Origin of the sequence: Microbacterium resistens NBRC 103078 (assembly GCF_001552355.1) — a bacterium.
GTDB lineage: Bacteria > Actinomycetota > Actinomycetes > Actinomycetales > Microbacteriaceae > Microbacterium > Microbacterium resistens.
The window spans coordinates 34,552-57,078 of sequence record NZ_BCRA01000021.1 but is presented as its reverse complement, the minus strand read 5'-3'; the positions used below and the strand labels follow the sequence as shown (position 1 = coordinate 57,078).

The 22,527-nt window shown below is 71.9% G+C and carries 20 protein-coding genes; 13 read left to right on the top strand and 7 right to left on the bottom strand.

Features of this window, described 5'->3' with window-relative positions; translation table 11 throughout:
- Nucleotides 1-28: 28 nt before the first annotated feature.
- The 3 genes from MR1_RS04750 to MR1_RS04740 all read left to right on the top strand — a co-directional run bounded on the left by MR1_RS04750 (nucleotide 29) and on the right by MR1_RS04740 (nucleotide 4,322).
- Nucleotides 29-1,525, top strand: a complete 1,497-nt coding sequence (locus MR1_RS04750) for a S1C family serine protease (RefSeq protein ID WP_067243530.1) — start codon at nucleotides 29-31, stop codon at nucleotides 1,523-1,525.
- An 89-nt stretch (nucleotides 1,526-1,614) separates the two neighbouring features.
- The gene (locus MR1_RS04745; RefSeq protein ID WP_067243529.1) at nucleotides 1,615-2,889 is read left to right on the top strand and encodes a CDP-glycerol glycerophosphotransferase family protein; all 1,275 of its coding nucleotides are present in this window, start codon (nucleotides 1,615-1,617) and stop codon (nucleotides 2,887-2,889) included.
- Nucleotides 2,886-4,322: a CDP-glycerol glycerophosphotransferase family protein gene (locus MR1_RS04740; RefSeq protein ID WP_067243528.1), complete on the top strand. Its 1,437-nt coding sequence runs from the start codon at nucleotides 2,886-2,888 to the stop codon at nucleotides 4,320-4,322. Before MR1_RS04745 ends, MR1_RS04740 begins: the two co-directional genes overlap by 4 nt.
- A gap of 16 nt (nucleotides 4,323-4,338) precedes the next feature.
- Here the strand turns inward: MR1_RS04740 and MR1_RS04735 are convergent, their stop codons facing one another.
- A complete protein-coding gene (locus tag MR1_RS04735; protein ID WP_067243544.1) occupies nucleotides 4,339-5,376 on the bottom strand; it encodes a glycosyltransferase family 2 protein in 1,038 nt (345 codons plus the stop codon).
- A 165-nt stretch (nucleotides 5,377-5,541) separates the two neighbouring features.
- On the opposite strand from MR1_RS04735, the gene MR1_RS04730 reads away from it, so the two are divergent.
- Nucleotides 5,542-6,828 carry a CDP-glycerol glycerophosphotransferase family protein gene (locus MR1_RS04730; RefSeq protein ID WP_067243527.1) on the top strand — a complete coding sequence of 429 codons (1,287 nt, stop codon included), beginning with the start codon at nucleotides 5,542-5,544 and terminating at the stop codon, nucleotides 6,826-6,828.
- 101 nt (nucleotides 6,829-6,929) lie between these two features.
- Complete coding sequence (locus MR1_RS04725) at nucleotides 6,930-7,235, top strand: helix-turn-helix domain-containing protein (RefSeq protein WP_067243526.1); 306 nt, start codon at nucleotides 6,930-6,932, stop codon at nucleotides 7,233-7,235.
- Nucleotides 7,236-7,242: 7 nt separating this feature from the next.
- Here MR1_RS04725 and MR1_RS04720 read toward each other — a convergent pair whose 3' ends face one another.
- From MR1_RS04720 to MR1_RS04710, 3 genes are all read right to left on the bottom strand, one after another.
- Entirely contained in the window at nucleotides 7,243-7,539 is a 297-nt protein-coding gene (locus MR1_RS04720; RefSeq protein WP_067243525.1) for a hypothetical protein, read from the bottom strand.
- 106 nt (nucleotides 7,540-7,645) lie between these two features.
- Nucleotides 7,646-8,581, bottom strand: coding sequence for a hypothetical protein (locus MR1_RS04715; protein ID WP_067243524.1), 936 nt, complete (start codon nucleotides 8,579-8,581; stop codon nucleotides 7,646-7,648).
- A gap of 128 nt (nucleotides 8,582-8,709) precedes the next feature.
- Nucleotides 8,710-9,402: a phosphocholine cytidylyltransferase family protein gene (locus MR1_RS04710; RefSeq protein ID WP_067243523.1), complete on the bottom strand. Its 693-nt coding sequence runs from the start codon at nucleotides 9,400-9,402 to the stop codon at nucleotides 8,710-8,712.
- A gap of 258 nt (nucleotides 9,403-9,660) precedes the next feature.
- On the opposite strand from MR1_RS04710, the gene MR1_RS20490 reads away from it, so the two are divergent.
- From MR1_RS20490 to MR1_RS04695, 3 genes are read left to right on the top strand one after another with little or no spacing between them, the layout of a single operon-like run.
- The gene (locus MR1_RS20490; protein ID WP_255218092.1) at nucleotides 9,661-11,658 is read left to right on the top strand and encodes an ATP-binding cassette domain-containing protein; all 1,998 of its coding nucleotides are present in this window, start codon (nucleotides 9,661-9,663) and stop codon (nucleotides 11,656-11,658) included.
- Nucleotides 11,634-13,205, top strand: coding sequence for a hypothetical protein (locus MR1_RS04700; protein ID WP_067243522.1), 1,572 nt, complete (start codon nucleotides 11,634-11,636; stop codon nucleotides 13,203-13,205). Before MR1_RS20490 ends, MR1_RS04700 begins: the two co-directional genes overlap by 25 nt.
- 57 nt (nucleotides 13,206-13,262) lie before the next feature.
- Complete coding sequence (locus MR1_RS04695) at nucleotides 13,263-13,529, top strand: DUF3039 domain-containing protein (protein ID WP_067243521.1); 267 nt, start codon at nucleotides 13,263-13,265, stop codon at nucleotides 13,527-13,529.
- A 67-nt stretch (nucleotides 13,530-13,596) separates the two neighbouring features.
- On the opposite strand, the gene MR1_RS04690 is transcribed toward MR1_RS04695, so the two are convergent.
- On the bottom strand, nucleotides 13,597-14,922 hold the full coding sequence (locus MR1_RS04690; protein ID WP_067243520.1) for a nicotinate phosphoribosyltransferase: 1,326 nt from the start codon (nucleotides 14,920-14,922) through the stop codon (nucleotides 13,597-13,599).
- A gap of 73 nt (nucleotides 14,923-14,995) precedes the next feature.
- On the opposite strand from MR1_RS04690, the gene murI reads away from it, so the two are divergent.
- The 4 genes from murI to MR1_RS04670 all read left to right on the top strand — a co-directional run bounded on the left by murI (nucleotide 14,996) and on the right by MR1_RS04670 (nucleotide 18,291).
- Nucleotides 14,996-15,832 (top strand): glutamate racemase, encoded by an 837-nt coding sequence (murI, locus tag MR1_RS04685; protein WP_067243519.1) that lies wholly within the window; start codon nucleotides 14,996-14,998, stop codon nucleotides 15,830-15,832.
- Between the two features lie 22 nt (nucleotides 15,833-15,854).
- Nucleotides 15,855-16,619, top strand: a complete 765-nt coding sequence (gene rph, locus MR1_RS04680) for a ribonuclease PH (RefSeq protein WP_067243518.1) — start codon at nucleotides 15,855-15,857, stop codon at nucleotides 16,617-16,619.
- Nucleotides 16,616-17,236 (top strand): RdgB/HAM1 family non-canonical purine NTP pyrophosphatase, encoded by a 621-nt coding sequence (rdgB, locus tag MR1_RS04675; protein ID WP_067243517.1) that lies wholly within the window; start codon nucleotides 16,616-16,618, stop codon nucleotides 17,234-17,236. The genes rph and rdgB overlap by 4 nt, the downstream gene beginning before the upstream one ends.
- 122 nt (nucleotides 17,237-17,358) lie before the next feature.
- The gene (locus MR1_RS04670) at nucleotides 17,359-18,291 is read left to right on the top strand and encodes a cation diffusion facilitator family transporter (protein ID WP_067243516.1); all 933 of its coding nucleotides are present in this window, start codon (nucleotides 17,359-17,361) and stop codon (nucleotides 18,289-18,291) included.
- Between the two features lie 15 nt (nucleotides 18,292-18,306).
- On the opposite strand, the gene MR1_RS04665 is transcribed toward MR1_RS04670, so the two are convergent.
- Nucleotides 18,307-20,814 (bottom strand): ATP-dependent DNA ligase, encoded by a 2,508-nt coding sequence (locus tag MR1_RS04665; protein WP_067243515.1) that lies wholly within the window; start codon nucleotides 20,812-20,814, stop codon nucleotides 18,307-18,309.
- Between the two features lie 60 nt (nucleotides 20,815-20,874).
- On the opposite strand from MR1_RS04665, the gene ku reads away from it, so the two are divergent.
- Nucleotides 20,875-21,714, top strand: a complete 840-nt coding sequence (gene ku / locus MR1_RS04660) for a non-homologous end joining protein Ku (RefSeq protein WP_067243514.1) — start codon at nucleotides 20,875-20,877, stop codon at nucleotides 21,712-21,714.
- A gap of 31 nt (nucleotides 21,715-21,745) precedes the next feature.
- Here the strand turns inward: ku and MR1_RS04655 are convergent, their stop codons facing one another.
- The gene (locus tag MR1_RS04655) at nucleotides 21,746-22,501 is read right to left on the bottom strand and encodes a DedA family protein (protein ID WP_067243513.1); all 756 of its coding nucleotides are present in this window, start codon (nucleotides 22,499-22,501) and stop codon (nucleotides 21,746-21,748) included.
- Nucleotides 22,502-22,527 lie beyond the last annotated feature (26 nt).

Genomic DNA, 22,527 nt, shown 5'->3' with positions numbered 1-22,527 from the left:
TGTAAGGGCGATGTCCGAAGGAGCAGAAATGAACGAACAGACCCCCCGCCCCGAATCCGGTGCCGGTCACGACGTCCCGGCGGCGTTCTCCTCGCAGGGCACGTCGGCGGCGCCGGCCCCGGGGACCGCGTCGAACGCGTTCACGGCGGGCGCCGCGCCCGCCGCCGACGCCACCGCGACCGCTGTCACGGAGCCGATCCCGCCGAGCGGCACACACCCGCAGCCGACGCCGTACGGCGTCTCCGCGCCCCACGCCACCGGCGCCGCGTTCGGTCCGGCAGTGACCGGGGCGGCCGACAAGCCCAAGGAGCGCAAGGCCGGGATCGGCGCCACGAAGGTCGCCGCGATCTTCCTGGCCGCCGCGCTCGTCGGCGGTGCGGCGGGCTTCGGCGGGAGCGTCCTGGGGAACCAGCTCAACCCGCCGTCGTCGTCCTCCCCGGCTGCCGGCCCTTCCACGGTCACGGTGAACAACCCCGAGTCCGTGTCCGAGGCGACCGCGATCGCGTCCAAGGTCGTCCCCTCCGTGGTGACGATCGAGGTCGCCGGCTCCTCGGCGAGCGGCAGCGGATCCGGCGTGGTGCTCGACAAGAAGGGCCACATCCTCACCAATGCGCACGTGGTGACGCTCGACGGCGAGGCCGCCGACCCCTCGATCCGCGTGACGACCTCGGACGGGCGACTGCTCGACGCGGAGATCGTCGGTGTCGACCCCGTCTACGACCTCGCCGTCATCAAGGTCGCGGACACGGCCGATCTCACGCCGATCGAGTTCGCGGACTCGTCCGACCTCAACGTCGGGTCCCTCACGGTCGCCGTGGGCGCTCCGCTGGGGCTGTCGAACTCCGTGACGACCGGCATCGTCAGCGCCCTGAACCGCAGCATCCAGATCCAGTCCGCGGCGCTGCCGTCGGACGGGAACCAGGATGAGCAGCAGCCCGACCAGCAGGATCCGAACCAGCAGCCGTTCCAGTTCGACTTCCCGGGGCGCGGCGAGCAGAGCACGCCGTCGACCGGCGACACCATCTCCGTCGCCGTGATCCAGACGGACGCGGCGATCAACCCGGGCAACTCCGGCGGGGCGCTGGTCGACGGCGACGGCAAGCTGATCGGCATCAACGTGGCCATCGCGAGCGCCGGGAACTCCGGGTCTGGCCAGTCGGGGAACATCGGCGTAGGCTTCGCGATCCCCTCGGACATCGCCCAGCGCGTCTCCCAGGAGATCATCGAGACCGGTGCGGCGACCCACGGGCTGCTCGGCGCGACCGTCCGCTCCGCCAGCGGCCTGCAGGACGCCCAGGTCGTCGGCGCTGCGATCCAGGACCTCACGCCGGGCGGTGCCGCCGAGGCCGCGGGACTGCGCTCCGGGGACATCGTGACGTCGCTCGACGGGGCGCCGATCACCGACGCCTCGGACCTCACGGCGCAGGTCCGCGCGGCCGCCGCGGGCAGCAAGGTCGAGATCACCTACGTTCGCGACGGACGCGAGCAGAAGACCACGGCGACATTGGGGACGCTGTCGCTGTGACCGGTTGCGGTCCTGTGCTCCCCCTGGGGACCGCTCCGGACTGACCGATGGTCAGAATCGAGGACGCCACCCCGCGATAGGCTCGCGGGGTGGCGTCCTTCTCCTTCCGCACGGGCAACGCCGGCAAGCTGCTGCGCGCGCCGCTGTACGCCGCGGGACGCCTGGCGAACCTGGTGATCCCGCGCAGCGGGGGATGGGTGATCGGCTGCGGGGCGGGGATCGGGGACGGCGCGCTCGCCCTGTGGCGCGTGGCCCGCGCGCATGGCGTGGATCCGCTGTGGCTCACCTCATCGGACCGTGAGGATCGCGAGGCCGCGGCGCACGGGATCCGCACCGCGCGCAAGGGCGGCATCCGCGGATGGTGGGCGACGGCCCGCGCGGGCGTCGTCGTCGTCACCCATGGCCTCGGCGACGTGAACCGCTACGCGTCCTCGGGGGCGTTCGTCGTGCAGCTCTGGCACGGCATCCCGCTCAAGCGCATCGGCCTGGACTCCCCGGCGACCGTGCAGAGCGCGTTCCTCCCGCGCTCCCGGCTGCTCCCACGGCTGCTGGGAGTGCTGTACCGCGAGTCGGTGCGGCGGATCCGGGTCCTTCCCGCCGCCTCCGAACGCGCGCGTGGGCGCTTGGAGTCCGCCTTCGGGCTCGGGGTGGAGCAGGTGCTCGTGACCGGCGAACCCCGTGTGGACGTCCTCTCGCACGGCGACCCCGAGGAGCGCCGTGCGTCGGCCGCCGCACTCCGTGACGCGGCGATCGGGCGGCTCCCCGACGGGGCGCGCACGATCCTCTATGCGCCGACGTGGCGGGACGGGGCCGCGGACCCCGCGGTCCCCGACGAGGCGGAGTGGGCGCACATCGAGCAGGTGCTGCGGGACGAGAACGCGGTGCTGATCGTCCGCTCCCACCCGCTCGGCGCGGGTGTGTACCGGCCGCCGTTCCCCACGGACCGGGTCCGTGCGCTCGGTGCGGACGTCCTCGCGGACGTGACGCCGGTGCTGGCGTCGATCGACGTCCTCGTCACGGACTACTCCTCGCTCGCGTACGATGTGGGACTGCTCGGGATGCCCGTGGTGTATCTGGCACCCGATCCCGAGGACTACGCCCGGACCCGCGGCTTCTACGGCTCCTACCGGGAACTGGCCGGCGACGACTTCGCGCGGGACTGGGCCACCGCGTCGGCGCAGCTGCGTCGTGTCCTCGCCGACCCCGAGGAGCACGCCGCCCGCCGTCGCCGCTCGGCCGCGGTCAGCGCGGAGATGCACGCGTACCGCGACGGCCGCAACGCCGAACGGGTCTACCGGGCGATCCGGGCCCTCGCCCCGCGTACGATGGGGACTTCTGCGCCCGCACGGAAGGGATCCGCATGACCAGCGTCCTCATCGACGAGGAGAAGGAGACGCTCGTCGTCTCCGGCACCGGGAACCGGCCCGCGTCCGCGGACCTCGTCGGCGCGCGCGCCAGGACGGCCGCGAGGATCACCGGGGGAGGGAAGACCTGGAAGGCCGTGTTCCCGCTCCGCATCGCGCGCTGGGGCGGGCCCGCCCTGCCGCTGCCGTCGGGGGACTACGCGCTGACGGTGGACGGTGTCGACCTGGACGCACTGGACCTCGCGGTCACCCTGCTGCCCATCCTCCGGGTGTCGGTGAAGGGCCCTCTCGTGCGCATCGGTGCGCCGGTGGACCCCGTGCACGAGACCGCCGAGGGGCAGGCGGTGCTGGAAGGCCGCTACGCGGCGCAGCCGGGCGGCACGGAGAACGCCGTCTTCTTCGAGAGCTTCTACGGGCAGAGCACCGGGTGCAACCCCGGCGCGATCGACCGCGAGCTGGCGGTCCGCGCCCCGGGCGTCACCCGGTACTGGAGCGTCGTCGACCTGTCGGTGCCCGTGCCCGCCGGCGCGATCCCCGTCGTCGAGGGATCGCCCGAGTGGTGGCGCGCGCGCGGCGCCTCACGTCTGCTCGTGGTCAACGACTGGCTCCGGCGCCGGTTCGTGCGCAAGGACGGGCAGCGCGTGCTGCAGACCTGGCACGGCACGCCGCTCAAGCGCCTGGCCCTTCACCGCCCCGGATTCCATCCGCGGCGCATGCTGGCCGTGCTCCGCGAGGCGCGTCGCTGGGACGTCCTGCTCGCGCAGAACCCCTACGCCGCTCGCGTGCTCCGCAAGGCGTATGCGTTCCTCCGGCGCCCGATCTGGGTCGACGGCTATCCTCGCAATGACGCGCTCGTCACCGGGGACCGGGACGCTGTGCGCCGTGCCCTCGGCATCGACGAGGACGAGAACGTCCTGCTCTACGCCCCGACGTGGCGGGACGACCGGGCGGAGATGGTCGACTTCGTCGATCCGGAGGCGCTCGCCGAGCAGACGGACTCCGTGGTGCTCGTCCGCGGGCACTCCCGCACCATCCGGCCGGGCCGGGACCGCAACGGGGCGCGGGTCGTCGACGTCACCGGGTATCCGGACACCTCGGACCTGCTGCTGGCCGCGGACGCCCTCATCACCGACTACTCGTCGGTGATGTTCGACTTCAGCGTGACCGGTAAGCCGATGTACTTCCTCGTCCCCGACCTGGAGCACTACCGCGGGGAGCTCCGGGGCTTCTACTTCGACCTCGCCGCACGAGCGCCCGGGCCGCTGGTCCGGACCCAGGCCGAGCTCGTCGCCGCGCTCGCTGACCTGGGCTCCGTGGCCCGGCACGCCGAGCAGTACGTGACGTGGCGCGCGCAGTTCAACGCCCGTGACGACGGCGCGGCTGCGGCGCGAGTGGTCTCGCGCCTGCTCGACCTCGGATTCGTGCAGATCTGATCCCGGGCGGGGAGGATCAGGGCAGCGGGGTGTTGCGGGTGCCGAGGCGTGAAGCGTCCACGGTGCCGCGGGCACCGCGGAGGACGCCCCCGAGGAAGCCGAGGCCCCAGGACAGGTGCATGGTGGGCAGGACGGCGAGCGTCCACAGCCGTTCCCGGAAGCTGCGTGGCGGATCGGTCGGGCGTCCCGGGGCCACCGCCATTCCGACGACCAGGAGCACGTAGACCGCCAGGGGCAGGTACACCACGGATGCGAGCAGACTCGCCATGCCCGAGAGCGCCCCGGTGAGCTGCAGAACGGCGACGATCACCGCCAGCGCGAGATCGAGGACCAGGATCGGAGGGGCGAAGAAGCGGACCCCGTTGCGACGGCCGTACCGGCGGACGAGTTCCCCTCGCCATGCCCCCGTCGCGCGGAACTGCCGGGCGAGGCGAGCCCAGCTCTCCCGCGGCCAGTACGTGACCGCCAGCTCCGGGTCGAACCACACACGGTGTCCGGCGCGGCGGATGCGGAGGTTGAGCTCCCAGTCCTCTCCCCGCCGGATGGACTCGTCGAACAGACCGACCTCGTCGAGCACCTCCCGGCGCATCACCCCGAGGTAGGCGGATTCAGCCTCGCCCTCGCGCGTGCCGCCGTGGTACGCCCCGCCGCCCAGGCCGACGGGGGAGTTGTACGCCCGCGCCACGGCGCTCTGGAAGGGGGTCCGCCCGTCGGCGCGCATGACACCGCCGACGTTCGCGGCGTCCGTTCGCCTCAGGGTCTCGAGGGCGCGTCGGGTGTACCCCGGGGCGAGCTCGGAGTGCGCGTCCACCCGCACGATCGTCGGAAAGCGGCTGGCGCGGATCGCGGCGTTCAGGCCGACGGGGATGTGCGCGGCGGGATTGTCCACGATGCGAAGCCGGGGCTCTTCCTCCGCGAGGCGATGAGCCAGCGGCGTGGTGCCGTCGGTGGACGGCCCGAGAGCCAGCACCAGCTCCATGGGCCCGTCGACGTCCTGGGCGAGCACGGAGGCGACGGCATGTTCGAGGTAGTCCCGCTCGTTGAGCACGGGCATGACGAAAGAGACCCCGGTCGGGGAGGAGTCGTCGTGCGCGGTCACGCTCCGATCCTTTCACGGCCGACGTGAACGGCGCCGCAGGCCGGGCCGGGCGGGCGGCGAGCGTGGGGCGCGACCCCTGCCGTGCAGGGGCGCCCCATCCCCGCTCGGTACCCTGGAGGAATGCCTGTCGTGTCCGATGCCCGCAAGGCGTACCGCCTCCTCCGCCGGGCGCTCGCGTCCCGATCCGCCGTGCAGAGGGTCCGCCGCACCATCGCGGCGATGCCGGAGCACCCCGAGGGCGCCTACCAGGTCGCCGTGTACTTCGCCGACGGTGCCGTGAACATGTACCAGATGCGGCAGTGGTACCGGCCGCTGGCGGAGCTCGCGAAGACCCGACCCGTCGTCGTGCTCGCCCGATCCGCGGCCGGGGCCGAGGCGCTTCTCGCGGAGGACGCGCCACCGGTCGCGTTCGTCCCCACGGTCCGTGACCTCGAACGCTATCTCGCCACGCAGGACATCCGCGTCGTCCTGTACGTGAACCAGAACACGCGCAACTTCCAGATGTTCCGGTACGGCCGACGGTGGCACGTCTTCATCAACCACGGTGAGTCCGACAAGATGTACATGACCACCAACCAGTACAAGGCCTACGACTACGCGATGGTGGCCGGCCAAGCGGCGAGGGACCGACTGTCCCGCGTGCTGTGGGACTACGACGTCGACGCGCGCACGATCGAGATCGGGCGTCCTCAGGCCGACCACTACTCGGGGGCGTTGCCGTACACGCCCGACGATCGGACCGTGGTCCTCTATGCGCCGACCTGGGAGGGGGATCGCCCTGCGGCTCACTACGGGTCCGTCCGCACGCACGGCGAGACGCTCGTCGCCGCCCTGCTCGCGACGGGCCGCCATCGGGTGATCTACCGTCCGCATCCGCGCAGCGGTGTCGTCGACGCCGAGTACGGCGCGGCGAACCGGCGGATCATCGAGGCGATCGCGGCGGCGAACACGGCGGACCCCGCCGCTCACCACGTCTACGACGACGGCCCCGATCTCGGTTGGCAGCTCGCCGCAGCGGACGTCGCCGTCGTCGACATCTCCGCCATGGTGTACGACCGGCTGGCGGCGGGGCGCCCGCTGCTGATCACGCGCCCGGCCGACGAGCGCGCGGCCATCGATGCCGGGGGCTACCTGTCCGCGTGCGAGTGGCTCACGACGGACGGCGCCCGGACCATCGTCGACGAGGTCTCGCGGGTTCAGGACGACCAGGAGGCCATCGAACGCCTGCAGACGTGGGTGCGGCACTACTTCGGGGACACCTCCCCGGGCGTCGCGACGGCCAAGTTCCACGCGGGCATCGAGCGACTGCTCGCCGAATGGGACGCCTGGCACGCTCGCGAGGCGGATCGGCCCGATGCCGACGACGAAGGCGAGGAGGCGGACGAGGAGGACGAGCTGGGGCTCTGAATGCGCCGTCCGCGATGACGGGGTGCGCACCCGTATGATGGTATAAAACCTCACGTCTATAACCTTCGCATCGGAGCAGGCCGCGCACAGATGCTTGACGCATGAAAGAACCGCGCTCTCGTGCGTCCGAACGCGTCGGGCGACTCGTCCGGGAGCTCCGTGCCCAGGCGGCACTGAGCCGTGTGAAGCTGGCCGCCCGAGCCGACCTCGACGTCTCGCATCTGGCCCGCATCGAAGGCGGAGAGGGCAACCCTACGCTCTTCGTCCTCATCCAGCTCGCCACCGCCCTCGAGGTGCCGCCGACCCGCTTCCTGGAGGGTCTGAGCGCCGAGGACCTGCCCGACGATATCCGTCCGTACTCCGAGGCCGACTTCCGACGCGAGCTGCGCGCGCGGCACGCCGTCTGAGACCGGATCACACCACGAAGCGCCAGACGTACTCGAGCCCATCCGACGGACGGAACCAGGCCAGGGTGAGCACGGTGTCGTCGACATCGGCCTCGCAGAGGCAGATCTCCAACTGTTGCCCGGGTCGGACGCGCCCCCAGAGCTGCGTCTGCTGCGGGCCGGCCGGGGAACTGGCGAAGACGCGGACGAAATCCGCCGCGGTCGAGAGGTTCGTGATGACCGGGTGGAGTCGGTCACGGCGGTCCACGTCCCACGGCACGGCGTAGGCCGGCGGCGGAGACTGATCGCACGAGCTCGGAGGCATGACCCGATGCTAGGCAGGGGCACGGACGCCACCCCCGTCCCGCAGCCGGCTCCGACGGCGGCTGTGGAAACTCCGCGAGGACCGAGGGCGGTGCAGGAGGAGGGCCTCAGTCGCCGGTGCCGAGCTCCTCGGTCCGTCCGTCGCGCTCCCGGCGGACGACGCCGATCGCCTTGCGTCCGATCCAGCCCGCGCCACGCGCCGCGGAGCCGGCGGCGCCCGCGACGGCGGTGCCGGCGAGCATCGCGCCGCGCTTGATCCTCGCCTCGACGCGCTGTGCCCCGGGGACCGGCTCGAGCTCCGCCGGAAGCGTCGCCGGGGCGACGCCGAAGGCGCGCCGAGAGGCCACCAGGACGCGCCTGCCGAGAATGTTGTTGCCGGCCCCGCCGACGGCGGCTCCGACCCCGAACGGGAGCGCCTTGCCGAGGAAGGAAGCGCCGCCCGCCGCCGCGAAGTGCTTGACGAACATCGATTTCAACCGGTCGACGAGGGGCCCCACCGCCGCGCGCGGCAGTGTCTTCGTCACCAGCTCGCCCCAGTACGCCGGACGTGACGTGCCCTTGCCCGCGGCCTGCCCGGCGAGCTGGGCCACCAGATCCACGCCCTCTTTCCCGAGCATGAGCGTCATGACGAGGGCGCGAGCGCGATCCGGGTCGGTGACGGAGATCCCGTGGACCTCGGCGACCGACTGCGCGAACAGGGCGGTCGACTCGACGAATCCCACGGTCTCGACGCCCGACAGGGCGAGGGTGACCCCGGTCGTGATGCCGGGGATGACCGCGGTCGCCCCGACGGCCGCCCCGCCGGTCGTGACCGCGGCCAGGTAGCGGCGCTCCAGCGAGCGCACGATCTGGGCGGGAGTGGCCTCGGGGTGGCGCAGGCGGATGCTGCGGATGTGCGCAAGGACGAGCGGCCGCTGGACCGCGAGGACGCGGTCGATCCCGCGGACCACCAGCGGGTGCTCCGCGGAGCCCGACGGCGGCAGCCCGGTGTCCCAGGGGGCGTCCTCCGGAAGGGAGTGGATCCGATGCACCTTGCCAGCCATGCGACGATCCTACGGTCGGGATCCGGGAGGAACCCGCAAGCCCGTGAACGCGGAGGCGGCGCCGGAGGAGCGCAGAAGGGCCGTCCCGATCGGGACGGCCCTTCCGACGGTGCGCGGGCTGCGCCGCGTCACACGAACAGGTTCGCGCGCTCGAGATCCTCGGCGAAGTCGACCTCGACCGCGTAGAGGTCCGAGATGTCCATGGGCTCCAGGAGGACTCCGTTCTCGGCGATCGCCAGCTCGAGACCGCGCTCGAAGTAGTCCTGGTCGTCGACGCGCTGGAGCTGACGCATGAACGCGGGCTTGTGCGCGGCGGAGATGTAGTTGATGCCCACCGCCTCGCCGATGCCGCCGACCACCGTCTTCGAGAGCTCCTTGATGTACCCCTCGGCGCTGACGGTGTACTTGACCTCCTCGTCGCTGACCTTCGCGGTGTTGACGGTGACGAAGGACTGGTCGCGCTCGATCAGCTCGATCGCGCGGCCGAGGACGCGCGGGTCGAAGACCACATCGCCGTTCATCCAGAGGACGCCGCTGCGTCCCGTCGCGGCGAGGCCGCGCAGCAGGCTCTTGGAGGTGTTGGTCTCGTCGTAGCGCTCGTTATGCACGTAGTTCACGTGGGGGAAGGCCTCGATGACCGTCTCCGCGCGGTAGCCGACGACCGTCGTCAGCCGCACGTCGCGACCGAACGCGGCCCGGATGTTGTCATGCTGCTGCTGCATGATCGAACGCCCGTCGGCGAGCGGCGTCAACGGCTTCGGCAGCGAACGGCCGAGACGCGAGCCCATGCCCGCGGCGAGAATGATGGTCTGAAGAGTCACAGAACTGCTCCTGTTACGTGTGTTCACGGTTGGTTAACCGGCAAGACACTCCTTCGTGCCGTCGTTCATGCTAGTGACCGCGCCTGGGAATCCCAGGGAAAGCGCAGGCCCGTTGCCGTTTCGTGATCGACTGCACGGGTCGTTCCCAGGAACACGGGCGGCGTGACGACGCGTCTGTCCGAGCACGATGTTACGCGGCAGCAGGGAATTCGCGGATCGCCTCCCGTACGAGCCCGCGCCGATTGATACCGTGTGGGGGTGAGCCCCGCACCGCCTGATCCCGTGTCCGATGACGAGACCCCGACGACTGCGAACGCGGAGACGGCGTCGCCCGGTTCCGCGGCGGCGGCGGGTTCGGCCAAGAAGACGACCAAGCGCACCGGGACGGCCCGCTCCGGCGTGAGCGCTGCGGAGCGAGCGAAGGCGGCCCAGATCCGCGCGGCCGCGCGGGGCTCGGCGGCGCGGACGAGTGAGACGAAGCGGACGGCGGCGAGCACGGCGGCGGCGCGGACCGCTGCGGCGAGAGCGGCGGCGGAGAAGGCGGAGGCGGCGAAAGCCGAGGCCAAGGCCCGAGAGGCGGAGGACGCCGCGGCGAAGGTGGCTGCGGTGAAGGCGTCCTCTCCGGCGCCCGCGCCCACGGGGAGACGGTCCCCGACGGCGAAGAAGAAGGCCGACGCCGCGCCGGTCTCCGAGGCCGTGGCCGACGCCGGATCCGCGGCGACCGCAGAGAAGCCGGCGGCGTCCGGGAAGCCCGCGACGACCAAGAAGCCGGCGACCGCGAAGAAGACGACGAAGACGACGGCGGCGAAGAAGTCGACGACCGTCCGGAAGACGGCGGCGGCGGCCCCGGTGCGCGCCGAGACCGCCCCTGATGCCGCGTCGGCACCGGACCAGCCGGCCCCGGTCCGCAAGACCTCGTCCGCGTCGAAGGGAACGACCGGGCGCACGACACCGGCGAAGAAGACCGCGCCCGCGCGGAAGGCTCCGGCGAAGGCGAGCCCCGCGAGGAAGTCCCCGGCGTCGCGCGCGGCGGCGGCCGCGGACCTGGCCGAGGTGGGCGCTCCCGCACGTCCGACGGAATCGGCCGTCGCCGAGGACGTGGCCGGGATGACACACGCCGCGTCGCAGGATCCCTCGAGCGCGCCGTCCGGGAGCGACGCGGAGAACGTCGCAGCGTCGGCGAGGGAGACCGTCGTGCCGGAGCCGGAGCCGGAGCCGGAGGCGGAGGGGCAGGCGGCCGAGCCCGCGGCGCCGGAGGAGGCGGCGCACCCGGAGACGGCCGGCGCCGTGGCCCAGGACGAATCGCCCGCGACAGACGAGGACACGGCGGCGACCGCGACGGACGGAGCCCCCGAGGACGGCGAGGCCGCCGCCGATGCGGACGGCGCAGGCACCGCGGCGGAGGGCCCGACGACGGACGACGACGGCGCGGAGACCGGCGGCGAGGACGCGCCCGCCGTCGTGGTGTCCTCGCTGCCGGATCCCGACGACGGCTCCGAGCATGCCCTCGTGATCCGTGACCTCGTGAAGTCGTTCGGGGATTCCCGCGCGGTGGACGGCATCAGCCTCACCGTTCCGTCGGGATCGTTCTACGGGATCGTCGGGCCGAACGGCGCTGGCAAGACGACGACCCTCTCGATCGTCGCAGGTCTTCTCAGCGGGGACTCCGGGACGGTCCGGGTGTGCGGCGTCGATCGTGCGGAGGACCCCCGCGGCGCGAAGAAGCTCATGGGGGTTCTGCCGGACCGGCTGCGCACGTTCGACCGCCTCACGGGTCGCCAGCTCCTGCACTACTACGGACTCCTGCGCGGCCTGAGCGCCGACGTCGTCGAAGCGCGCACGGTCGATCTCGCCCGCGCGTTCGATCTCACGGGTGCGCTCAGCCGAGTGGTCTCGGACTACTCCGCCGGCATGACGAAGAAGATCATGCTCGCGGGAGCGATGATCCACTCGCCCCGCGTCCTCGTGCTGGACGAGCCCTTCGAGTCGGTCGACCCGGTCTCCTCCGGGGTCATCCTGGACATCCTGCGCGCTTACGTGGCGCATGGCGGCACGGTGATCCTCTCCAGCCACGGCATGGACCTGGTGGAGCAGGTCTGCTCGCGCATCGCCATCATCGTCGGGGGAGAGGTGCTCGCGGAGGGCACGGTGGACGAGGTGCGCGCGGGCCAGACGCTCGAGCAGCGGTTCGTGGAGCTGTCGGGCGGGATCGCCGAGGTGGAGGGGCTGGAGTGGTTGCACACGTTCTCCGACTGAGGCTGATGCTCCTGGTCGGCGCTCTGCGCGGCGACCGGGAACGCGTCATCCGCTCCGTCGTCGGATTCCTGCTGACAGCCGCCGCGACGCTCGTCACGGTGCTGGCTGTGACGAGTCTGGGCGAGAGCACGCCCAACTCGGCGCGCACCGTCGTGGTCCTGGGCGGATCCGCGATCGTGCTCGGGTACTTCCTCGCCCCGGCTCTCGCGGGGACGGTCGATCAGCTCGACCCCCGCCGGTTCGCGGTGTTCGGCGTCGACGAGAAGAGGATGCCGGCGATCCTCGCGGCGGCCTCGGTGGTCAGCGTCCCGTCCGCGGCGCTGCTGGCGGTCGACGTGGCGGTCGCCTTCGCGGCCGTCTCGCTCGGTGCTGCGTGGTATCTCGCTGTCGCGGGGGCCCTCCTGGCGTTCGTCACCGCCGTCCTGGCCGCGCGCGTCGGTATGGCGCTGAGCGCGTTGATCCTCCCCGAGCGCCGCTCACGGGAGCTGACCGCCCTCTTCGCCCTGGCGATCGTCGTCGTGGCCGTTCCGGTCGGGGTCTTCGTCGCGTCGCTGCGGTGGGACGGCGCTGTGCCGGGAGCGCTGCACACGACCGCCGACGTCCTCGGATTCACGCCGCTCGGCGCCGCGGTCGCTCTCCCGTTCCTCGCCGCGGCGGGGGACGTCGCGGGCGCGTGGGTCGCCGGCGTCGTCGCGGTCGCGACCGTCGCGGGCATCGGCGTCGCCTGGACCGCGCTGGTCCACCGCGCGCTCACCCGGGCCGATCGGGCCACGGCGGTCCGCGAGCGCCCGGGCCTCGGCTGGTTCGCCCTGCTGCCCTCGAACGCCTTCGGCGCCGTCGCCGCGCGCAGCCTCGTCTACTGGCTGCGGGACCGTCGGTACATCGTGAACGTCGTCATCGTCCCGATCGCGGGGCTCCTCACCGTCGTCCCGCTGCTCGTGGCGGGAGTGCCGCTCGCGCTGGCCGCGGCGCTGCCCGTGCCCGTGATGGCGCTGTTCTTCGGATGGCTCCCCCACAACGACGTCGCCTACGACTCGACGGCGTTCTGGACCCACGTGGCCAGCGCGGTGCGCGGACTGCCGGATCGTCTCGGCCGCCTGGTCCCCGTGCTCCTCATCGCCGTGCCGGCCCTGGCGATCGCGGTCCCCGTCACCCTCGCGGTGATCGGACGCTGGAGCCTGCTCCCCGTATTCATCGGCGTCTCGTCGAGTCTGCTGCTCAGCGGGCTGGGACTGTCGAGCATCGCCTCGGTGGTGGCTCCGTACGCGGTCTCCCGGCCCGGCGACAGCCCGTTCCAGCAGCCGCAGCGCTCCGCGTCCCGCGGTGCGGCGGGGCAGGCCGGAACGCTGATCGGAGCGCTCGTCCTCAGCGCACCGACCATCTGGCTGGCCTGGAGCGCCCTGGTCGACCCCGGGCAATCCGTGTTCCCCGCACTGTGGGCGGGGCTCGCGACGGGCGTGTTCGTCCTCGTGGTCGGCGCGCTGATCGGCGCCCGCATCTTCGAGCGCAGCGGAGAGCGCCTGATGGAGTTCGTGGAGACGGCGTGAGCACGGGGATCGCACGGATCGGTTCCCCCGCGGTTCGGCACGACTAGAATCGCCGCTATGAGTACCCCGCTGGATGCCCCCGATCAGGGTGGGATCGCCACCCTCGACCGCGAACTCGAACAGCTCCTCGAGGAGGAGCGGATCGAGCCGGGAGACCACGAGCGGTTCTCCCACTACGTCAAGAAGGACAAGATCCTCGAGTCCGCGCTGACCGGCAAGCCGGTGCGGGCGCTGTGCGGCAAGAAGTGGACTCCCGGTCGCGATCCGGAGAAGTTCCCCGTGTGCCCGACCTGCAAGGAGATCTACGAATCCATGCAGAACTGACGCCCGACGCGTCGAGGCCCCCGCATCCGTCCGGATGCGGGGGCCTCGTGCTCGGGCGGACGCGCGGTCAACCGGCGTCGACGAAGACGGTCGGAATGGCGGGGTCGGACTTGCTCAGTGCGAGGGCGCGCACCGGGAGCTCCTCCCGGACGCGCAGGTGGTGCTCGCGCGCGGCCGCGGTGCCGTCGACTCCCTCGTAGGCGGTGTCGATCTCGCCGTTGTCGACGAGAATGACCTGGAGCGCGCGCCCGTCGGGGTGCTGCTGCACGGTCTCCACCGGCTCGAATCCGTCGGAGACCGCGACCGTCTCCGACCGGGCCACACCGTCCGAGACGATCCGGAACGCGGCCTTGCGTCCGCCGCGAGAGGCCTTGTCCTGGGACGCCTTGGCCACCGCGACCCAACCGCCGTCCGATCCCTGGCGGGCGACGAGCTTGTAGACCATGCTGGCGGTGGGGTAGCCCGACCCGGTCACGACCGAGGTCCCGACGCCGTAGGAGTCCACGGGCGAGGCGGCCAGGGCGGCGATGGCGTACTCGTCGAGGTCGCTCGTGACCGTGATCCGCGTTCCGGTGGCGCCGAGCTCGTCCAGCTGGGCGCGGACCTCCGCGGCCACGATCGGGAGGTCGCCCGAGTCGAGCCGGACGCCGCCCAGGCCGGTGCCGGCGACGCGGACGGCCGTCTCGACGCCGGTGCGGATGTCGTACGTGTCGACGAGCAGGGTCGTCTCGGTGCCGAGAGCGTCCACCTGCGCGCGGAAGGCGTCCTCCTCCGAGTCGTGCAGAAGGGTCCACGAATGGGCGGCGGTCCCCATCGTCGGGATCCCCCAGCGTCGTCCCGCCTCGAGATTGCTCGTGGCCCCGAAGCCGGCGATGTATGCAGCCCGGGCGGCGGCGACCGCGGAGTCCTCGGCTGCGCGCCGCGATCCCATCTCGGCCAGGGGCCGGTCACCGGCGGCGATGCTCATGCGCGATGCCGCGGTGGCGACGGCGGAGTCGTGATTGAGCACGCTCAGCGCCAGCGTCTCCAGGATGACGGCGTCCGCGAAGGTCCCCTCCACCGTGAGGATCGGCGAACCGGGGAAGTAGAGCTCGCCCTCGCGATACCCGCGGATCGTGCCGCGGAAGCGGTATCCCTCCAGGTAGGAGAGGGCCTCGGCGTCGAGGACCTTCGCGTCGCGGAGGAAGCGCAGCTCCTCCTCGCCGAAGCGGAAGTCGCGCAGCAGCGAGAGCAGACGCCCCGTGCCGGCCACGACGCCGAACCGCCGGCCCCCGGACAGCCGTCGGGAGAACAGCTCGAACACGCACGGGCGGGACGCGGTCCCGTCCCGGAGGGACGCCTCCAGCATCGTGAGTTCATAGCGGTCCGTCTTCAGCGCGCTCGAGCCGGTCATGCCCCACAGTGTAGGGGCGGCACGGGCGTCGTCGGCGAAGGCGGCGCGCAGGAGCGGACTAGGCTGGGGGATCATGAACGACGCGCCCATCGGCATCTTCGACTCCGGTGTCGGCGGGCTGACGGTGGCCAGGGCCATCCGTGCGCAGCTCCCGCGCGAGTCCTTCGTCTACATCGGTGACACCGCGCACTCGCCGTACGGACCGAAGCCGATCGCGGACGTGCGCCGCTACGCCCTCGAGGTGCTCGACACCCTCGTGGAACAGGGCGTCAAGATGCTCGTCATCGCCTGCAACACCGCGTCCGCCGCCATGCTGAGGGACGCCAGGGAACGCTACGACGTGCCGGTCGTCGAGGTGATCGGCCCGGCCGTCCGCCGCGCCATGTCGACCACCCGCAACGGGCGGATCGGCGTCATCGGGACGGTGGGGACGATCGCGTCGCGCGCGTACCAGGACATGCTCGAGGTGAACGAGCGGCTGGAGGTCTTCGCGGCGGCGTGCCCCCGTTTCGTCGAGTTCGTCGAGGCGGGGATCACGGACTCCCCGGAGCTCCTGGCCATCGCCGAGGAGTACCTCGCGCCGCTGCGCGATGCCGACGTCGACACCCTCGTGCTCGGCTGCACCCACTATCCGTTCCTGCGCGGCGCCATCGGATACGTGATGGGGGAGGGCGTCACGCTCGTCTCCAGCGACGACGAGACGGCCGCGGACGTGTACCGCCAGCTCCTGCGCGGCGAGCTGCTCGCCGACCGGCACGCCGAGCCGAGCTACGTCTATGAGGCCACCGGGGACTCGGCGGACGACTTCACCGCGCTCGCCAACCGGCTGATGGGGCGCGAGGTGCGCGACGTGCAGCTCGTACAGACGGGCGTCATCGACCTCCCCGCCGCCGCGCGCCTGCAGGATTGATCCGTTCCGAACGAGGAGAACCATGACCGACACCGCCCCTGCTGAGATCGTCCGCGCCGACGGTCGCTCCGTGGACCAGCTCCGACCGATCACGATCGAACGCGGATGGAGCGCCCAGGCCGAGGGCTCCGCGCTGATCAGCTTCGGCGGCACGAAGGTGCTGTGCACGGCGTCGTTCACCAACGGCGTGCCGCGCTGGCTGACCGGCAAGGGCAAGGGCTGGATCACGGCCGAGTACGCCATGCTGCCGCGGGCGACCAACGACCGCAACGACCGCGAGAGCGTGAAGGGCCGCATCGGCGGGCGCACGCACGAGATCTCCCGCCTCATCGGCCGCGCGCTTCGGGCGGTCGTCGACACGAAGGCCCTGGGGGAGAACACGATCGTGATCGACTGCGACGTCCTCCAGGCCGACGGCGGCACGCGCACCGCCGCGATCACCGGTGCGTACGTGGCCCTGGCCGACGCGATCGAGTGGGGTCGGCGCAAGAAGTTCATCGGACAGAAGTCACGCGTCCTCCACGACTCCGTGGCCGCGGTGTCGGTGGGCATCATCGACGGAGAGCCGATGCTGGACCTGGCCTACGTCGAAGACGTCCGCGCCGAGACCGACATGAACGTCGTCGTGACCGGCCGGGGGCTGTTCGTCGAGGTGCAGGGGACGGCCGAGGGTGCGCCGTTCGACAAGCGCGAGCTCGATGCGCTGCTGGACCTCGGCGTCGCCGGGTGCGCCCGGCTCCGCGACATCCAGGCCGAGGTCCTGGCCCCGGCCGAGGGCGCGGAGTGACCGCGCCCTCCCGCACCGTGGTCCTGGCCACGCACAACCCGCACAAGATCGAGGAGTTCGGCGCCATCGTCGCCGCGTCCCGTCCGGACGTCGCCGTGATCGGCTACGACGGCCCCGAGCCGGTCGAGGACGGCATCACCTTCCGGGAGAACGCGCTGATCAAGGCCAGGGCCGCCGCCGCGCACACCGGTCTCCCGGCGCTCGCCGACGACTCGGGCATCTGCGTCGACGCCCTCGGCGGGGCGCCGGGCGCCTTCTCCGCCTACTGGGCCGGCCAGCGCAAGGACGCCGTCGCCAACCGCGACCTCCTGCTGGACCAGCTCCGCGACATCCCGGACCCGCGCCGCCGTGCGCAGTTCGTCTCCACGATCGCGCTCGTCATCCCGGTGCCGGACGCCGACGCCGTCGAGCACATCGTCGAGGGCATATGGCCCGGCCGCCTCGCGCACGCCGCAGCCGGGGAGGGCGGGTTCGGATACGACCCGGTGTTCATCCCGGACGGGCAGCCCGAGGGCGCAGAGCGAACGGTCGCGCAGTGGACCGCCGAGGAGAAGAACGCCGTGTCGCATCGGGCGCGGGCGTTCGCCGCGCTCGTCCCGCTGTTGGCGACGCTCTGACCGGCGTCGCCAGGGGAGTCGGCAACGAGGGCTCGGCGCCGCCGCGGCAAGTGAGAATCATCCCCATTCCCGACATGGCGAAACGGCCCCTGACCGGGTCATCCGCGTCCTAGCCTGGAGGCATGCACGATCACGCGCACGCCCACGGCACGGCTTCCGGCGGCATTCGCTCCGCCGGGCACCGCCGGCTCCTGGCCATCTCTCTGACCCTCACCGCGACCGTCATGGTGGTCCAGGTCGTCGGTGCCATCCTGACCGGCTCCCTCGCCCTGCTCGCCGACGCGGCGCACATGTTCACGGACTCCTCCGCGCTGGTCATCGCGCTGATCGCGAGCGCCGTGGCGGCACGGCCCGCGGACGAGCGGCGGACGTTCGGCTATCAGCGCGCCGAGGTGTTCGGCGCGCTGATCAACGGCGTGATCCTCCTGGTGCTCGCCGGCACCGTCGCCGTCGAGGGCATCGGGCGCCTGGTGAACCCGTCCGAGGTCGAGGTCGCGGGTCCCCTGATGCTCGGTGTCGCCGTGGTCGGCCTCATCGCGAACGCCATCTCGATGTGGCTCCTCAGCGCCGCCCAGCGAACGAGCATCAACGTGCGCGGGGCCTACCTGGAGGTCATGGGGGATCTGATCGGATCCGCCACCGTGATCGTCGCGGCGATCGTGATCGTGACCACGGGATGGATGCCCGCCGACGCCCTGGCCTCGCTGGTGATCGCGGCGATGATCATCCCCCGCGCCATCATGCTGCTGAAGGAGGTGTTCTCCGTCCTCGCCGAGTCGGTGCCGAAGGGGACCGCCGTCGGGGAGATCCGCACGCATCTGCTGGACTATCCGGGAGTCACGGGGGTGCACGACGTGCACGTGTGGCAGCTCACGCGCGGCGCGCCCGTCTTCACCGCGCACGTCTCCGTCGACCCGGCGCTGCTGGAGGAGGGGCGCTCCGCCACTCTCCTCGCGGAGCTGCAGAGCTGTTTGGCGGATCACTTCGACGTGGAGCACTCGACCTTCCAGATCGAGCCGGCCGGCCGTCAGGACTGCGAGGCCGCCCACGCCTGAGGGGCGTGCGGGGGATCAGGACTCGACCCGGACCTGCGAGGGGCTCTTGTCCGGCCGGAGCCCCCGCCATCGAGCGTGACGGACCGAGCCGTCCGGCGTCCAGTTGGCGAACTCCACCTCGCCGACGAGGTCCGGGGAGAGCCACACGGCATCGCCGGCGTCGGCGACGGGGACGCCGTCCACCGCGCGGCGGGGGATGCGCAGAGGCTCGAGGCGCTGCTGGAGATCGCGCAGCGTGCGATCGTTGAACCCCGTCCCGACCCGGCCGATGTAGCGCAGTCCGCTCTCGGTGTCCGGCGCGGGCACCGCGAGCAGCAGCGATCCGATGGTCCCCGACCGCGCGCCCTTCCCGGGTCGTATGCCGACGATCACGGCCTCCTGCGTCCGCGTGTGCTTGATCTTGAGCCACCGCGATGAGCGCGTCCCGGGGAGGTACGCCGAGGCCGCGTCCTTGACGACCACGCCTTCCAGTCGCAGCCGGTCGCTCGCCTCGAGCGCAGCGTCGAGATCGTCGAACACGGGAGGGAGGACGATCGCGTCGTCGGTGCCCTCGACGATGCCCTCCAGGAGCTCGCGACGATCCCGCAGGGGGAGCCGGGTGACGTCATGACCGTCCAGCCGAAGGAGATCGAAGAGGTGGTATCGGACCGGGGTCCGCACCGCCTCGCGTTCGATCTCCCTGCCGCGGGTGAGGTGCATCCGCGCCTGCAATCGCGCGAAGCTCGGCCGTCCGGAGGCGTCGAGGGCGACGATCTCCCCGTCGACGACGGCGTCGGCGACCGCGAACCTCGGTGCGCCGTCCGCGGTGAGCTCCGGATAGCGGTCGGTGATGTCTATGCCGCTGCGGGCATGCAGTCGGAACCGGCCGTCCTCGCCCCGACCGGACCCGGTCCATGTGCCCAGCGCACGGATGCCGTCCCACTTGACCTCCACCCAGCTCGGCGTCCCGAGGCGGCGAGCCGTGCCGGGTGTGCCGTGCTCCGCGAGCATGGGCGCGGGGGGCTCGTCGCCCTCCGGCACCGGGGCGGCGGCACCGGACCGGGACGGGGCAGCGGATGCACGGCGGGCGGGCGGGCGGGGCTTCTCCGTGCGCACGGAGCGGTCGACCATGCGGTGCAACAGCCAGGACGACTTCTCTCCTGCGCCGGAGGTGCGGATGAGCGCGAGCCGGGCGACGCCGAGCGGTCCGCCGGGGCGACCGGTGAACGTCCCGATCACCTCGTCGTCGCGCCATTTCTCCAGGCGGACCGTGCCGGTGTCCCAGACGCTCATCTCGCCGGCCCCGTACTCCCCGGCGGGGATGGTCCCTGCGAAGGTCAGGTACTCGATCGGGTGCGGCTCGGTCATCACGGCCAGGTGGTTGCGTTCCGCGGTGGGCGGCACGCCCTTGGGAACCGCCCAGCTCACCAGCACTCCGGCGTCCTCGATCCGCAGATCGAAGTGCAGGCGCCGGGCGTGGTGCTCCTGGATCACGAATCGGCGCTCGCCGCCCGAGGCCGTCGGCTCCTCGCGGACCTCGTCCGCGCGCGAAGACCGTCCACGCGCCCGAGCGTCCGGGACGGGCTCGGGCGTGCGCGCGGCATCGCGCTTGGCGCGGTAGGCGTCGAGGCGGTCCTCCTCGGTCGGCGCGAGGGCGTGGAAGGGGTCGATCCCGTCGGCGACCCGGTCGAGGACCTCCGTGAACGAGAGCTGGCGCAGCGCAGGGTCGTCCAGCTCCTCCCACGTGCGCGGCGCGGCGACCCAGGGCTGTGGCCGGCCGCGGAGCGAGTAGGGGGCGATGGTGGTCTTCTTGGCGTTGTTCTGGCTCCAGTCGATGAAGACCTTGCCGGCGCGGACCGCCTTGGCCATGCTGCTGACGGCGAGGTCGGGATGGTCCGCCTCGATCGCCCGCGCCAGTTCGTGGGCGACGGCGGAGACCTGATCGCTCGTCTGCCCGCCGTCGAGGGCCGCGTACAGGTGGATGCCCTTGCTGCCGCTGGTGACGGGGACGAGGTCCAGTCCCATGCCGTCCAGGATGCCGCGCGCGATCCGCGCCACCTCGGCGCACTGCGCGAGATCCGCGCCGGGGCCGGGATCCAGATCCAGGACGAGCCGATCGGGATGACGGCGCTCGCCGCCCGGGCCGAATCGCCACTGCGGAACGTGCAGCTCGATGCTGGCGACCTGTGCGCACCAGACGAGGGCGGCCACCTCTTCGATGAGGGGATACTCCTTCGGTCCGCCGGAGTGCTCGATGGGAAGACGCGGGAGCCAGCTCGGCGCGCCGGGCTCGAGCTGCTTGGCGAAGAAGACGGCCCCGGGCTCCTCGGCCGTACCGACGCCGTCCACCCACCGCTTGCGCGTGACGGGTCGGCCCGAGACGGCCGGAAGCAGCACGGGCGCGATCCGGGCGTAGTAGTCGATGATCTCGCCCTTGGTCGTCCCGGTCTCGGGGTAGACCACCTTCTCTAGGTTGGTCACGCGCAGGCGGCGGCCGCCGATCGTCACGATCTGCTCGGTTCCGGCGGCTCCGGCGCTGGCCATGCCCCCAGGCTATCCGCAAGCCCCTCGCCCTCGGCGGCGCCGGTGGTGTTCACTGGTGCCATGAGGACGATCTGGAAGGGCGCGCTCACGTTCGGTCTGGTCAACGTGCCGGTGAAGGTGTACTCGGCGACCGAGGACCACGACGTGCCGCTGCACCAGGTGCACGACGCCGACGGCGGCCGGATCCGGTACCAGCGCACGTGCGAGGTGTGCGGCCAGGTCATCCCGTACTCGGAGATCGATCGCGCCTACGTGGAAGACGGCACCACGGTGGTGCTGACCAAGGACGACCTCGCCGCGCTCCCCGCCGAGCGCAGCCGCGAGATCGACGTCGTGGAGTTCGTGCCGACCGAGCAGGTGGATCCGCTCACGTACGACAAGGCCTACTACCTCGAGCCGGACTCGTCCTCCCCGAAGGCCTACGCGCTCCTGCGCAAGACGCTGGAGCAGACGGATCGCACGGCGATCGTGCGCTTCACGCTGCGGCAGAAGACGCGGCTGGCGGCGCTGCGCGTGCGCGGGAAGGTGCTGGTGCTCCAGACCCTGCTCTGGGCGGACGAGGTGCGCGAGGCCGCCTTCCCGTCGCTGGACGAGGACGTGAAGATCTCCGACAAGGAGCTGGAGCTCTCGGCGAGTCTGGTCGACAGCTTCTCCGGCGACTTCGACGCGGCCTCGTTCGTGGACGAGTACCAGGCGGAGCTGCGCACCCTCATCGACGCCAAGATCGAGAAGGGCGAGGCGTTCGAGGTGGAGGAGACCTTCGCGGCCCCGGAGGAGGGCGGCGGCGAGGTCATCGATCTCATGGAGGCCCTGCGCGCGAGCGTCGAGCGCTCCCGCGCGGCGCGCTCCGGCGGCGACGAGGAGAAGAAGCCGAAGGCGAAGAAGAAGCGGGCCGGCTGAGCCGACCCGCTTCTGCGCGCGAGCGCGCTCGTCAGTGCTTGCCGTCGCCGTCGAGGTCGGGGGCGCGGTCGAAGACCTCCGGGTCGAGCTGCAGGGCGGCGGCGTCGGCGCGTCCGGCCGCGGCCTCCTTCTTGGCCTTGCGGCGCTCGTTGAGGTAGTGCCACAGCGTCACGAGGGCCGTGCCGCCGACGGCGGCGAGGAGGATCAGGTCGATGTACTCCTTGACGAACCAGGCGACCGGCGGGATGAAGCCGATGAGGTAGCCGAACATCGTGAGGCCGAAGCCCCACAGCACGGCGCCGATGAGGTTGTAGAGCGTGTACTTCCGCCAGGGCATGTGGCCCACGCCCGCGGCCACGGGGGCGAAGGTGCGGACGATCGGCACGAACCGGGCGAGGATCACCGTGATGCCGCCGAAGCGCTCGAAGAACGCGTTCGTCCGCTCGACGTTCTTGCGGCTGAACAGTCCGGACTCCTTGCGTTCGAACACGGCGGGGCCGCCCTTGTGCCCGATGACGTAGCCCACTTCTCCGCCGACGAACGCGGCCAGGCCGATGAGGAGAGCCACGATCCAGACATTGATGCCGAACACGCCGTGCTCGGCGGCGCCGATCGGGTGCGACAGCAGCCCGGAGATCACCAGGAGGGTGTCGCCGGGCAGCAGGAAGCCGACGAGGAGGCCCGTCTCGGCGAAGACGATGAAGCAGACGACGAGAAGCGCCCAGGGGCCGGCGGCGCCGATGATCGTCTCGGGGTCGAGCCAGGGGATGAGCGCGGCGTGATGCAAGAGAGTGGTCCCGTCGGTCGTGGGGG